General features: G+C 31.1%; 12 protein-coding genes. 1 reads left to right on the top strand and 11 read right to left on the bottom strand.

Features of this window, described 5'->3' with window-relative positions; all coding sequences use genetic code 11:
* Positions 1-5 precede the first annotated feature (5 nt).
* Genes AC27L2_RS10700 through AC27L2_RS10665 form a run of 8 tightly spaced genes read right to left on the bottom strand, consistent with a single transcriptional unit; the run spans position 6 to position 6,867 of the window.
* Entirely contained in the window at positions 6-1,100 is a 1,095-nt protein-coding gene (locus AC27L2_RS10700; protein ID WP_487211763.1) for a hypothetical protein, read from the bottom strand.
* On the bottom strand, positions 1,076-2,116 hold the full coding sequence (locus AC27L2_RS10695; RefSeq protein ID WP_487211762.1) for a hypothetical protein: 1,041 nt from the start codon (positions 2,114-2,116) through the stop codon (positions 1,076-1,078). Before AC27L2_RS10695 ends, AC27L2_RS10700 begins: the two co-directional genes overlap by 25 nt.
* The gene (locus AC27L2_RS10690; RefSeq protein WP_487211761.1) at positions 2,117-3,232 is read right to left on the bottom strand and encodes an ABC transporter substrate-binding protein; all 1,116 of its coding nucleotides are present in this window, start codon (positions 3,230-3,232) and stop codon (positions 2,117-2,119) included. It lies immediately after the preceding gene.
* Between the two features lie 19 nt (positions 3,233-3,251).
* Positions 3,252-3,950 (bottom strand): ABC transporter ATP-binding protein, encoded by a 699-nt coding sequence (locus AC27L2_RS10685; RefSeq protein WP_487211760.1) that lies wholly within the window; start codon positions 3,948-3,950, stop codon positions 3,252-3,254.
* Entirely contained in the window at positions 3,947-4,759 is an 813-nt protein-coding gene (locus tag AC27L2_RS10680; RefSeq protein ID WP_487211759.1) for an ABC transporter ATP-binding protein, read from the bottom strand. The genes AC27L2_RS10685 and AC27L2_RS10680 overlap by 4 nt, the downstream gene beginning before the upstream one ends.
* Positions 4,746-5,615 carry a branched-chain amino acid ABC transporter permease gene (locus tag AC27L2_RS10675; RefSeq protein ID WP_487211758.1) on the bottom strand — a complete coding sequence of 290 codons (870 nt, stop codon included), beginning with the start codon at positions 5,613-5,615 and terminating at the stop codon, positions 4,746-4,748. The genes AC27L2_RS10680 and AC27L2_RS10675 overlap by 14 nt, the downstream gene beginning before the upstream one ends.
* The gene (locus tag AC27L2_RS10670) at positions 5,612-6,490 is read right to left on the bottom strand and encodes a branched-chain amino acid ABC transporter permease (protein WP_487211757.1); all 879 of its coding nucleotides are present in this window, start codon (positions 6,488-6,490) and stop codon (positions 5,612-5,614) included. Before AC27L2_RS10670 ends, AC27L2_RS10675 begins: the two co-directional genes overlap by 4 nt.
* Positions 6,490-6,867, bottom strand: a complete 378-nt coding sequence (locus AC27L2_RS10665; protein WP_487211756.1) for a response regulator — start codon at positions 6,865-6,867, stop codon at positions 6,490-6,492. Before AC27L2_RS10665 ends, AC27L2_RS10670 begins: the two co-directional genes overlap by 1 nt.
* Before the next feature lie 341 nt (positions 6,868-7,208).
* Between AC27L2_RS10665 and AC27L2_RS10660 the strand changes: the two genes are divergently transcribed.
* Positions 7,209-7,865 (top strand): hypothetical protein, encoded by a 657-nt coding sequence (locus AC27L2_RS10660; protein ID WP_487211755.1) that lies wholly within the window; start codon positions 7,209-7,211, stop codon positions 7,863-7,865.
* Positions 7,866-8,851: 986 nt separating this feature from the next.
* Here AC27L2_RS10660 and AC27L2_RS10655 read toward each other — a convergent pair.
* Genes AC27L2_RS10655 through AC27L2_RS10645 form a run of 3 tightly spaced genes read right to left on the bottom strand, consistent with a single transcriptional unit; the run spans position 8,852 to position 13,258 of the window.
* Entirely contained in the window at positions 8,852-10,684 is a 1,833-nt protein-coding gene (locus AC27L2_RS10655; RefSeq protein ID WP_487211754.1) for a glycoside hydrolase family 2 protein, read from the bottom strand.
* A 39-nt stretch (positions 10,685-10,723) separates the two neighbouring features.
* On the bottom strand, positions 10,724-11,842 hold the full coding sequence (locus AC27L2_RS10650) for a PKD domain-containing protein (RefSeq protein WP_487211753.1): 1,119 nt from the start codon (positions 11,840-11,842) through the stop codon (positions 10,724-10,726).
* Between the two features lie 3 nt (positions 11,843-11,845).
* Complete coding sequence (locus AC27L2_RS10645; protein ID WP_487211752.1) at positions 11,846-13,258, bottom strand: glycoside hydrolase family 28 protein; 1,413 nt, start codon at positions 13,256-13,258, stop codon at positions 11,846-11,848.
* Positions 13,259-13,721 lie beyond the last annotated feature (463 nt).

Genomic DNA, 13,721 nt, shown 5'->3' with positions numbered 1-13,721 from the left:
CCCCTTTAAGTTATCCAGAAGTCATCTTGATTAACAAAATAATCTTCTTTTGATAGATAATGCTGAACATGGCTTCCGATATTATGTGACATATTCCTTGCCATAATTGCCGCAACGGCGGAGCGGAGAGCGTGTTGTTTTATAAACTGGAACAAATATCCAGATGTAAGAACATATCCTAAATTTTGGATGAATATCAAAACTGGAAAATAAATTTCTTGTAAGGTTTGAATATCTATTTTTTCATCATAGACCCTCAATATACCGGCGAAACAACCTAAGTATTTATGATTTAACATATATTGTTTTGGATTTAACAATCTAACAAATCTTGGTGGATATGGACCTATTATAAGCATCTTAATTATTACTTTTGCAAAGTTCTTTTGTTCTTTTTCGCTTAATATGGTCAATAATTTAAATTCAGAGTTTGATAACTCATCAACATAATTTGATAAAATCCTCTCAATCTTTTTAATATGTTCATTAATTGTTTTTTCTGATTCAATTTTTTTTGCAGTTTCAGATAACTCAACAAAATTATAAAAACTTATACCTTCGTCAACATCTTTTTTAATTAATTCCTGAAAAGTTTCTGAATAAAGTGAGTTAAAAAGATGTGATAAGATATTTACTGAACTTTGCACCTTATAACTAAAATTAATTCTGATAATTTTTCTCTTTTCATCAATTTCTATATTCCAGTTGTGATTTCTCAAGGTATCATTTAATATAATTTCAATATTATATGGAATACGTGATGAAATTTCTTCAACCCATATTTTAGTATAACCTATATTCTGCATAATAGAATTATATAAAATACAAGATGAGATAAAGTTTTTTAATTCATAATCATTATATCCCCAGAAAATTATAGGTGAATATTCACCCCACTTACCTGAAATAAATGAAGGGTCGTCAGAAACAAAATAAGTATAACCTACACTACCCTTTTGAATTCCTTTACTCCGAACAAATTTTGCAAGATTTAATGAAAAATTCTTAATATATATTTTTAATTTTTCACTATCATTGATTAAATTAATATCTTGACTTTCAGATAAAAATTTTTCTATTTCAATTCTTTGATTATACATTTTGATACCTCCTCAACAAAAATACTTGTTTTAATATCTGAGTATGAAGTATTACGATAAACTTTTTGAATTGCTCTTTCTACCAAAGAGTAAAACCCTTTAACCTTATGAAATTCTTCAAATATATCGCCTACAATTTTTAATGTTGCTATTGGAATTACTTTATCCTTACCTTCAAGTTCATCAACGGAACCATGAACCGTTTGATATTCTATTAGGCCCTCAACATTTTTATTTAAATAAATATTTTTGCAATATGATGTTTCTCTTTTCCCAATACCCCAAACATAAAGTAACACTTCATGTAAAATATCTCCTATTTCATTACCTGCAATTATCGCAATATTTTTATTCACTCTTTTATCAAGGTCCAAAAGCATTTGTGTCAAATGATTTGGTTGAATTAATCTTGCATTTGGTGCACATTCTATAATCCACTTTTCCATTATATTTGAAAATAAATGATGTTTATAAACAAACCAAGTTTCATAAGTTTTCCCAAGATATTTAGGAGTTTCTGCATTAGCTAAAACTAATAATTTTCTGAAATTTTTTTTAAAGAAAGAACCACAAAAAACTATTTTTTCATTAGTTATGGAATATCTATCATTAACATAATATCCTTGCATTTCATCCCGTAGTATCAAAATTTTTCTGTTGTTTTCAATTGAAATAGGTATTACTTTAATACAGTTTCCCCATTTTCTCAAAAGATAAAGTGTTTCAGCATTTATAGCTGTTCTAAAAATTATTCTCCCATTTTCTTTAAAAAATTTTTGATAAAAATTCTTTAATATAATTAGTTCTTTCTTGCTAATCTGTTTTACTTTAAATGGGTCAAAATGTTTAATTGAATTGTATGTATTAAATTCATAATCACATACTTTTAATTCAACTTTTTTACCTAAATATTTTCCTACTTGTGTAACAAAATGTACAAATACATCCTTTAGTTCTTTACCAGTTCCTTTTCCTACTATAATTCCTATTTTTAAAGAGTTCATTTTATATCCCATTTATTTTACTAATTGTGGACGTCCATTTTTTATTTGAAATATTGCAAATTCTATATCAGCATCTCCAGTCGATGTCATTGTGATTCTGCCCGAAACCCCTGAATAACCATATAATTTTTTAAGTGCATTTCTTACAAACTCAAATCCTCCTTTTGGATTTTTTTGTAAAATTGAATTAATAATCAATATAACATCATATGCATATGCTGCATCAGACGATGGCTCTTTATTGAACTTTTTATTAAACTTTTCAACAAACTCATTAGAAATTGGGTTGTCAATATAATAAACTCCTTCTGCAGCTTCTCCAGCAATATATCTGTTCTCAGGTAAACCTAAAGCTACATCTGCTACTATAGGTTTAGTTATACCCATCTCTCTAATCTGTTTTAAAGCCTTTGCAAAAGATTGCCCATAACCGTTTAAATAAATTACATCAATTTTATCTTCAATGTTCTTAATCTTAGTAACTATTGGACGAAAATCAGTCTGAGTAAATTCATATACTTCGTCCCCAATTACTTTACCATTATTGCGTTCAAGGATTTCTTTAAATGTAGAATAACTAGTTTCGCCATATGCATCATTTATATGTAATATAAATGCTCTTTTATATCCTAACGAAAGAGAAAATTGAGCTAACTTACCTGCGGTCTTTTTTGCTTCAGGATAAAATCGAAAAGACCACTCTCCATCCGCAACTCCAGGTTTTACAACATCAACAAAAATATTTATTGTTTTTGTTTTGGAAGCGAGTGGTTGTATAGCTGATGCAACAGAACTCAAAGCTGCTATAATTATAGGTGTTTTTTCAATATTTGTTAATTTATTATAAATAGATACTGCATCAGATGGATTACCTTTACTATCTTCATATAAAATAGTAAGTTTTATACTCGTAGCGGTTGAGTTAATCTCATCTAATGCCAACTCTATCCCTTCTTTGACATATTGCCCAAATGAACTTGCTGGTCCTGTCAATGGTAAAATAGCGCCAATTTTAATTGTTTCGGGTTCTTCTTTCTTTTTGCAGGAATTGAAAGAAACAAGTATCAACAAAGAAATAAGTATGAGAATTGGTAGTTTAATTATTGTGTGATTGAAGAATTTTTTCATGGTCTGCTCCTAAAAAAATTTATTGTTCAAAAAATAGTGTTTCGAATTTTTCTTGTTGCAGCATCATGGCAGGATTTTTTTCCTCGTAGTCTACTTTTCCACTCCTAAGTATATAGACTCTCTGTGAAATATTCAATGCCTGCCTGATATTTTGTTCTACAAGGAGAATCGGAATTTTATAGTTCCTGCTTATCTCCTGTATCTTGTTTAATAAATTTTTTACAATAGATGGTGCAAGTCCAGCTGAAGGTTCATCTAATAATAACACTTTTGGTTTTCTAACAAGCAGCATACTTATCGAAAGCATCTGCTTTAAACCGCCACTCAATAATCCTGCTCTTGTGTTTTTGTATTCTCGTAACTCTGGAAAGATATCATATACTCCTGAGTTGATAACGTTCGATTTATGATAAGCTAAATATAAATTTTCCTCAACTGTCATGTTTGTAAATATCGAACCACCTTGATAGAGAAATCCTATTCCTATCTCTGCACGTTTATATACTGGCAGTGTAGTTATCACTTGATTCTCGAAAAATACTGAACCGTTTGATGGGATTAGTATCCCCATCATAACTTTGAGGACAGTAGATTTCCCTGCCCCATTTGGACCAATAAGAGAAACAATTTCTCCAGTGCTAACATGGAGTGTTACTCCTTTCAAAACTTCTTTCTTTCCATAAAATGCAACAATATTTTCACATCGCAGTATACTCATACACCCAGATACACTTCTTTTGTTACAGGATCATTAACAACTTCTTCTGGCAATCCAAATGCAACAACTTGACCTTCGTCAAGTAAGTAGAGCCAGTGTGCAATCTCCAGAACAACATTAATATTATGTTCAATGAAGATAATTGTTTTTCCAATTGATGATAGATGCTTAATGAGATCAAGTATTTTTGTTATCAGTAATGGATGTACGCCTGCGGTTGGTTCGTCAAGTAACATTACACTTGAATTCATTGCAAGCAATCGTGCAAGCGAAAGCAGTTTTTGCTGACCAAGTGAGAGATTTTCTGCGAGTGAATTTCTCGAATCAAGTAATCCAACAAACTCAAGCAATTGCTCAGCTTTTGTGATGTTCTCTTTTTCAAGTCTTAGCATTTTTTTTCTGCTGAAAATTCCATCATAAAAATTCTCACCAACCGTTTCAGGAAATGCAACCAATACATTTTCAAGCACTGTCATTTTATTAAACACTCTAACATCTTGGAACAATCTACCAATCCCAAGTTGTGCTCGTGAATATGGTGGAAGTGTATCAATTCTTCTGTGCATACAATAAATTTCACCAGTATCAACAGGCATAAATCCGCTAATAAGATTAAAGAGTGTCGTCTTCCCCGCACCATTTGGTCCAATTAATCCTGTAATTTGTCCTTCGTAAAATCCAATGGAAACATTATCAACAGCTTTAATTCCACCAAATGATTTTGAAACATTTTTTAAAAAGAGAATATCTGAATGTTTATTCTGTACTTCGTCCAGTGAATTTTTTTTGTTCTGTTTATTCAAAACCATATTCACCTGCTATACCTTTTGTTCTATACCTCATAATGAGAATAAGTGTTATAGCATAGATCATCATTCGAATGTTTGGTGCAATAGTATCCGGAATTTCTAAAAACCGTAAGGCTTCTGGAAGAATAACCATAACAAGTGTTCCAACAATAGGACCGCGAATATTTCCCGTTCCACCTATTGCAAGAATAATAACAAGAAATAATGATTCTGAAATTGTAAAACTTGTTGGATCGATATATGTTACATATGTTGCGTAGAGTGAGCCAGCTACTGCAGAAATTCCCGCACTCAATGCAAAAGCGATAGTCTTTACTTTAACAGTATTTTTGCCCAGCGCTTGTATTGCGAGTTCATCTTCACGTATTGCTTTGAGAATTCTTCCGAACTGTGTAGCTGTAATTCTATAAAGAACATATATGCACACAAGTGCAAAGATAATCGAAAGAAAAACAAATCTTTGAATTGAATTAAATTCTAATCCAAAGAGTGATGGAGTAGGGATACCAGGTATACCGTATGGACCTCGAGTAACATCAACCCAGTTATACAGAATACTAAAAATAATTGCTTGAAAACCCATAGTTGCAAGCACAAAGTAATCCCCTTTTAATCTCAGAGAAGGAACAGCAACAATAAGACTTAAGAGTGAAGTAAAAAGCACAGCTAATGGAAGTGCAACAAAAAAGTTGAGGTTAAAGGTCATCATCAAAAGAGTCGTGATATATGCACCAAGTCCATAAAATGCTGCATGAGTAAGTGAGAGTAACCCTGTATAGCCCATGACAAGATTTAAGGATTGTGTAAGAATTAAATAAATGCCAATCATTATCACTATGTGCAAAAAGTAGTTCATTGTGTTTCCTCAATTCTCATTGTTTTGCCAAGCAATCCCTGTGGTCTAATGAGGAGAAAAAGAATGAGTATAATAAATGTAGTTGCTTCCATCCATCGTGCAGAAAATTGCCAGACAACGAAACTTTGAATTAATCCTATTATAATTCCTCCTATCAGTGCACCTTCAAAGATTTTCACACCTCCAACAATGACTGAGACAGCACCAACAAGCAATGCATTCATTCCAATGTTTGGGTCAATTCCAATATCGAGTGCTGAGAGGAACGATGGAACCGCAACAAGTGCAGAACCTACAGCAAAAACAGTTACTCTGATTACTGTTGAGTTCCATCCTAAAATTTCTGTTAGCGATGGATTATTGGAGTAAGCTATAATAACTTTCCCTGCTTTCAGCTTCCGTGCAAATACGAAGAGGAGAACTACAATAAGAAAAACAATAAACGAGATTACTTGAATGCGTGTAAGAATAACCGAACCAAAGAATGTATATGTTGTTTCAATTCCAGGATTTAAAACTTTTGTTTCATTTCCAGCAAGGAGTGCAATAAGATTGACTGTGAGAATATATACTCCAAATGAGCTTATCATTAGTGTTGCCGATGAATATTTCTTTTTCAAAAATGGTCGATAGATAACCAATTCAATGCATACACCAAAGAGAGCTGCAAGAATGAGTGAGAGAAGTAGAGCAGTAAAGATTGGCAGTTGGAGTGGGATGAGAAACATATACAACAAATACGCAGAAGCAACATAGACAGCACCATGTGCAAAGTGAAAAATATTCGTGGTGTTATAGATTAAACCAAATGATAGTGCTATAAGAGCATACAAACACCCCGAGATTAAGCCATTAAAGAAAAATTGGAGAAACATTATTTGTTCTTCGTAATTAACTCATTAATTTTTTCTTTTAGTTCTTTTAGTTCAATAGGCTTTTTAATGTAGTAATCAGCACCAAGATTAAGAGCTTCTACTGCAGCGTCATGGTCCTTATATGCACTCATCATAATGACAGGAACAGCAGGATAATTTTCTTTCAACCAAGATAAAAATTTTATACCGTCGCGGTTCATAAAATCTTTCTCTGATAATCTAATATCTACAAGTGCTAGAGAAATGCTTTCGTTCATTTTTTGTATTGCTTCATCTAAACTTAAAGCAGTAATAATGTCATATTGAAATGATAGCGCCCTCTCAAGTGCATCTAAATATTGTTTTACATCATCGACTATAATTATTGTATTTTTCATTATGAATAAAAAATATTCATATCTTTTATACGTATTTAAATTACATAAAAACTTAATAAAATGTATATCGTTATTATAAAAACATCAAAAAATCAAACATGATTTTCAATAAGCTTTTTGATACTACTGAATAAATTTTTTACTCAAATACTTTCCAATAATGTTATGATTATTTTTTACTAATAATTTATTTTTTCTTAATCTTAATATCGTATCATACTCGTCATAAATTCATCAAAAATTCATCTCACATACGCTTCAGATACGCTTCAGATACGCTTTACTTTCGTCTATTTCTCGTTTATTTTTCTACTTAATTTCGTAATAAATTAGTGTTTCTTATGGCTACTGTAAATAAAAATATACTGGGCAATATTAAAGGGAGTCTGGGTTCTGTAGTTTTCAGAGAAAGAAACGGAAAACTGGTTGCTTACTCAAAACCAGCAAAGCAAAAAATCAGCAGGTCTAAAGCTTCTGTTGAAGCAAGACAAAAATTTTCTTTGGCTGTTGCATTAGCCAAAGAAGTTAACAGCAATTCAATTTTATCTGATGTATGGAAACAGTGCAAAGTTAGTGCAACTAATGCTTATCAAAAAATTATAAAAGTCAATTCAAAATTAACCGAACCGAAGTCTTTATCAATTAAAAATATGATAACTCCGAATGGATTTGATTTATCTGGTATAACAGCTAAACTTAACAATAAATTATTAGAGATTGCTCTTGATAAAACTAAACTTACTGACGAGCTGATAAATGCTAATTATTTATTTTGTTTGATTCACTTATGGAATAACAATAAATTAGATTTTATTGTAAAACTGTACCAATTGGAACTTTCTTCAATTGATGATAATAAACAAAATTTTACAATTGATTTAAGCAGTGTATTGAAAAAGAAATATAAAGATGGGATTTGTTTTATTGCTTTAACTGGAGTTAAAAGCAGAGGGAATAAATTTTTATGGAGTTCAACTTTTGCAAGTAAGTTTTTGTAATCTTAGTATTTAACTGTCTTTTACAATGTTCGTAAAACGATTAGAAGAATGATGTAAAAACAAAAATAAATTCTACAAGAATAGAACAGATAAACTCAGATTTAATGGATTTTCGGAGTTGTATTTTGTCAATTTAATTCCATAATAGAATCGCAATTTGAATTATGTTTCGGATTCCTTAGCATGTTTCGGCAAATCATGTTATAAAACTACAAGATGAGATTCTTCGCTTCGCTCAGAAAGACGTGATTGCTTTTATTTTTATTTTGGGATTCTTAGTCCGCCTTTGGCAGAATCAAGAATGATATTAAGCGTAAATGTCATTCTGAAGGAACCCCGCCAAAAGCGGGGTGACTGAAGAATCTAATTATTACTTCATAATTTTTATGAGATTATTCGCTTCGCTCTGAAAGACTTGATTGCTTAATCTATTATTCTCAAGAATGACACAAACTAATAAGCCAAAATTGAAGAATCTAAAAACAATTTCACGCGAAGACGCAAAGGATAAGAGACGCAAAGAAAAACATTGCGGCTTTGCGAAAAATAAAAAATTTTGATAATGCTTCTCCCCGACTAAAACCGTCAAGACTCGCAATGAACCTGTGTTAATAAGACTTTATAAATTTCTCAAATCATACTTAACCAATAAGAATTTTTTGTATTAAAATCTTTGCATTTTCTTGGAGAACCCTGCATTTAAAATTTATTTAACAGCTAAGCTATTTCTATTAATTAATAAGTTACTGAAAATTTTATCCGTATCACGATTCTGTGAATCGTGTTACAAATTTACATACACAATTCTGCGAATTATGAGAGAGTTTATTTACACGATTTTGTTATAGATATGATTTAATAAAGAAGTGAGAATAACGATTTGCGGGCAACCAAAGCAATAGTTTTGTGAAATGATGTGGGAGTAATTTGTATGTGATTTTATATACTAAATAATTCTCTTCACGTGATTTACTTTATACTATAAATTACTTTTGCCTTGCAACTTCATCATAAAAATTTTTCAACACATAAAAAGCTTTTTTCTTAATTCCTGAACTTGATATAAGTCCTTTTCTATTCCAGAAGTTTTGATAAACCGGATGCTGTCTTCTCGGCGAACGAAAATCTGCAAGTATCCATGGTGTTAATCCTTTTACTTGACTTAACTTTTTAATCATATCAATCTGCATTTTGAAAAAATATTCCTGATATTCTTCTGACCATACAGTTAAATTATCAGCATAAAATCCCTGTAATGCACCTGCGCCTGTCTCGCTTATGATAATTGGTTTATCATATTTAAACTGCCATTTAATATTTTTCAGCTTTTCTGGCTTGCCATCATACCAGCCAATGTATTCATTAAATGAAACTACATCTAGATATTCTCCTAATGGGTCATCCATAACATATACATCAGGATTTTCTTTATTATTATAAACCTGAAGAGCAGCAGAAATTAATCTTGCATTATCTAATTGTCTTGCCTTTTCAGCAAGTGTTTTCATAAAATTTAATCGCTCTTGAGTTACAGGTGTCTCATTGCCAATTGACCAAATTATAACATTTGCTCTGTTTTGATCTCTTAAAATCATCTCGGTTAATTGATTGAGAGCATTGCTTAATGTTTTTTCATTATTCCATTGAATTGTCCAGTAAACAGGAATTTCTTCCCACACAAGCAATCCTAATTTTTCTGCAGTTCTTATCATGTATTCATTATGTGGATAATGAGCCAATCGAACATAATTGCAATTCAATTCTTTAGCCCAATTTAAAATCATAAAAGCTTCTGCTTCGCTATATGCTCTTCCCTGCTTGAGAGGATTTTCTTCATGAATACATATTCCTCTTAAGAAAATTGATTTTCCATTTAGCAAAATATCATTTCCTCTTGCTTCGATTGTGCGAAATCCTATATGGTCATAAATTGAATCAGTATCCATCACAATTTCAACATCATAAAGAAATGGATTTTCTGGTGACCACAGAGTTAAATCTTTAACTGGAAATCTAAATTCTACATAACCGTTTTCATCTGTTGTAATTTTGTGTTTGATGTTTGTTTTAGCAATTGTAATAACACCACTTTGCTTTTTCTCTTTACCATTTAATTTCACATATCCTTCAATCAATTTACTATTATTTTTACTTAATTGAATTTTATAATCCTGAATAAATGTAGAATTAGTTTCAATCAGAAAAACATCGCGAGTAATTCCACCATAATTCCACCAATCAGTATTTACTGTAGGCACACCATCAATTCTTCTAACATTATCAACTTTTACAATAACAAAATTTTCTCCATTGTTAAGCAGATTTGTGACTTCAAAATTAAAAGGAGTAAATCCCCCAACATGCTCACCAAGTTTTTTACCATTAAGATAAACATGTGCTTCATAGTTAACTGCACCGAAATAAAGGAAATATCTTTTGTTCTCTTTTTTATTTAATTCAAAACTTTTCTTAAACCAAATTGTCCCTTCATAAAATTTTAGTTCGTTTACTTGAGAATTCCAATCCCCTGGTATTGACATTGCTGGTGATAAATCAAAATCATATTCGACTCGTTCTGTTTTATCATTTGGTTTTCGATTAAGAAAAAATCCTCCTGAAGGAATTTCTGCTTCATCAAAAGGTTCTCTTCGATAGTTGTAATATCCATTTTCATACGGGTCAACAATATAATTCCATCTTCCATTCAAAGAAATTTTATTTCTATTCAATACATTTGTTATAAGACTAACATTATCTTCAGAATAAATAGAAGAATAAAATATTATTAAAAGCATGATTGCGATATTAAATCTTTTCATTTCTTCTCCTTCATATTTTATGAAGTTAAGCAGATGTAATTATTTAAAAGCAACATCCCATACTTTAGTTAATGAATCTTTGCCGTCAGGACCTTCGACATAAAGTGTCACATTATAATCTCCGCCTTTTTTATATTGATAAACAGGATTCTGTTCGAACGAAAAATTTCCATCGCCAAAATTCCATTTCCACTTTTTAATATTGCCAATTGATAAATCTTTAAAAGCCACAATTCTTTTTTCGAAATCAATTATTTGGAAATTCCAGTTTGCTTTTAATTTAGGAAGAAACACGGGAAGAAGAGGCATCAATTTAAAAAGACATAGATAAGAAGCATTTCCATACATTGTATGATGACGAGATAAATTCCAGAAGCCGTTATTTTGAGAAGTAGAATCATCATAATCAATAATTGCCCAGGATAAACCAATCAATTTATTTTCCTCTAATTTTGATTCAACAGCTCTTGAAGGACCATCAGCTGGTGCATAGTCAAAAAGAGTTATATAAAATTCCAGAGTTAATTTACCAGATTCACCGCTTTTTTTGAAATCATAATTATAAGCTGCTAATGCGTATGGAAATTCTTTAATCCACGGTTGAACTCCCCAAACCATGCACCAATCTTTATGTCCTGGTGGTGTAAAGATATGATAATTCTGAGCATGAACACCATGCATTAACCAGTGTTCGTCTTGTGGTGAAATTCGAGAATCAAGTTTTACTCTATCAGTACCAACAGCTTCAGGAGTCCAAACTTTATAATGCACGTGGTCGACTAAAGGTCCTCCAGATAAATCTCCATCTACAACAACTTCGAAAATATCATTATGATGGTCTGCTCTGCTGAAACTCCAGTAATCGTCGTATGCCTCATAAAGAAAATACAATCGATTTAATCCTTTCACCCATCCAACTTTAACTTTCACATCCAGATTTTTTTTATTAATTGATTGCTGTTTACCTGAATCTTCCCACAATTGGTCAATGCCAATTATAAAAGAATCCGGCACAATATTCCAATCATCAGCTTTGCCATCTATAACTGGAATTTTATTTAGTGGAAATTGAAATATGGGAAAGATTTTTTCTTCTCTATCATGAAATGTAAATGAGATTGAAATAAACCATGCAATTATGATAAACAACTTTTTCATAATTTATTCCTTAATAAAAATTATATCTTCATATTTTGGATGTGCAGCTTTACCATTAAAATCTTTTATTCTAACATTACTTGATTTTTCTACTTTGATTGCATTACTAAAATATTCTGGCAAATTATCAATCCATTTTAGTGAAGAATTTATAATTCTAACATCATTTGCATATTTAATACTTATGCCTGGATTATCGCAGTATTCAATTGGTTCGTAAACATTTGTAGGACGATTATCAAAAAGGCCCCCTTGATATTTAGTCCATCTACCAATTTCAACATTCACATTTTCGAGCAAAACATTTTCGATTATGCTTTCTTTTGTTCCATTAATTCTTATACTATTTTCAGATTTTCCTTTCACATCTTTCAAAATTACATTAGATATTTTCCCAAGATTAGTATCACTGTTTCTTGGAATAGCTGTAAAAGAAATTGCTTCGCCGCGTCCCCACCACGGATTTGAATGGTATCTTGAAACAAACTCAATATTTTTGAAAACAATATTGCTTACAGTACCATTATCACGAAGTTGAATATTTAATCCTCTGCAGCTTGATTTAATTTTACAATTCTCAAAAATAATATTGTTTATGTCAGCTGTAGTTTCAGTGCCTATCTTTAATCCAGAATCCTGAGTTTCAAGAATGCAATCATGAACATATATTTTTGATGATGGACCATAATCTTTTTCTTGTTTTGTTGCTTTAATTACAATTGCATCGTCTCCGCATACAATATCACAATTTTTTATTTCAACATTTCTGCAATGGTCAGGGTCAATCCCATCACAATTAGGAACATTGAGATAATTTCTAATTTTAATTCCATCTACAACTACATCTTCACAACCAAGCATATGTAATCCCCATTCAGGAGCATTGCTGAAAGAAAAATTTTGGAGATATAAACTTTTGCAGCTTTTTAGAATAAACATTTTTGGACGCCAATTTTTTGGAATCCACCATTCATTTTCTTCTTCGTAATGGGACATAAATTCAAGTGCGCGACCATCAATATTACCATAGCCAGAAATTATAATATCTTCAGCTCCATCTGCATAAATAACAGCAGAATTTTTATAATGTGATTGTTCTGTGCTGATTAATAATTCTGCTCCTTGGTCAATAAAAAATTCAATGCCGCTTTTTAGTTCAAGTGTTCCGACAAGAAATTTGTAGCCTTCAGGAATAATTACTCTTGATTGTTTTCCATAAGTTGAAGCTTTATTTATTGCTTCTTGAATTGCTAAAGTATCCAAAGTTTTTCCATCTCCACGTGCACCAAATTTCAAAACATTGAATTCTTTTTTTGGACCATGCTTCGAAATAAATATATTGGGGATTAAAGAAGGGGCTAATGCAGTTAAAGCAATAGCACTTGCAGTTTTCTTTATTGCATCCCGTCTGTTCATATTAATTTTCCTATAAATTAAAAATCAATGACGAACTTTATTAAAAGAAGATGATTTAACAAAGAATTTTTTCGATTCATTAACTTGGTTGATTTATTAAAATATGACTATCTAATAAGTAAGATTTTTATTTCACGCAAAAGCAATAAGGTTTTCTTTGCGTCTTTGATTCTTTGCAGTTTTGGGTGAAATAATTTAACCACAAATTCCACCAAGGATTTCACAAATTTACACGAAGGATAAAATCTTTGTGTTCCTTTGTGCTGAACTTTGCCTCATTTGTGGTAGAACAATATCAAAAATCTTTAATCCTGCAAAGCGGGATTCTTTCTAACTCTTCACAGCTTTGCATGAAATTATTTTTTTGATTCTTCTGTTTTTACTCATTCGTTTGTGCCATTCTTGAGAATAATAGATTAAGCAATCAAGTCTTTCTGAGCGAAGCGAAGAATCTCATATAAAA

Source organism: Rosettibacter sp. KY25, from assembly GCF_057554405.1.
This window is presented reverse-complemented; position numbering and strand designations above follow the sequence as displayed.

Bases quoted from the DNA above. Each gene is read 5' to 3' on its own strand.
- AC27L2_RS10655 (WP_487211754.1), bottom strand. From the start codon at position 10,684: ATGAAAAGATTTAATATCGCAATCATGCTTTTAATAATATTTTATTCT.
- AC27L2_RS10660 (WP_487211755.1), top strand. From the start codon at position 7,209: ATGGCTACTGTAAATAAAAATATACTGGGCAATATTAAAGGGAGTCTG.
- AC27L2_RS10690 (WP_487211761.1), bottom strand. From the start codon at position 3,232: ATGAAAAAATTCTTCAATCACACAATAATTAAACTACCAATTCTCATA.
- AC27L2_RS10695 (WP_487211762.1), bottom strand. From the start codon at position 2,116: ATGGGATATAAAATGAACTCTTTAAAAATAGGAATTATAGTAGGAAAA.
- AC27L2_RS10680 (WP_487211759.1), bottom strand. From the start codon at position 4,759: ATGGTTTTGAATAAACAGAACAAAAAAAATTCACTGGACGAAGTACAG.
- AC27L2_RS10645 (WP_487211752.1), bottom strand. From the start codon at position 13,258: ATGAACAGACGGGATGCAATAAAGAAAACTGCAAGTGCTATTGCTTTA.
- AC27L2_RS10685 (WP_487211760.1), bottom strand. From the start codon at position 3,950: ATGAGTATACTGCGATGTGAAAATATTGTTGCATTTTATGGAAAGAAA.
- AC27L2_RS10700 (WP_487211763.1), bottom strand. From the start codon at position 1,100: ATGTATAATCAAAGAATTGAAATAGAAAAATTTTTATCTGAAAGTCAA.
- AC27L2_RS10650 (WP_487211753.1), bottom strand. From the start codon at position 11,842: ATGAAAAAGTTGTTTATCATAATTGCATGGTTTATTTCAATCTCATTT.
- AC27L2_RS10675 (WP_487211758.1), bottom strand. From the start codon at position 5,615: ATGAACTACTTTTTGCACATAGTGATAATGATTGGCATTTATTTAATT.
- AC27L2_RS10665 (WP_487211756.1), bottom strand. From the start codon at position 6,867: ATGAAAAATACAATAATTATAGTCGATGATGTAAAACAATATTTAGAT.
- AC27L2_RS10670 (WP_487211757.1), bottom strand. From the start codon at position 6,490: ATGTTTCTCCAATTTTTCTTTAATGGCTTAATCTCGGGGTGTTTGTAT.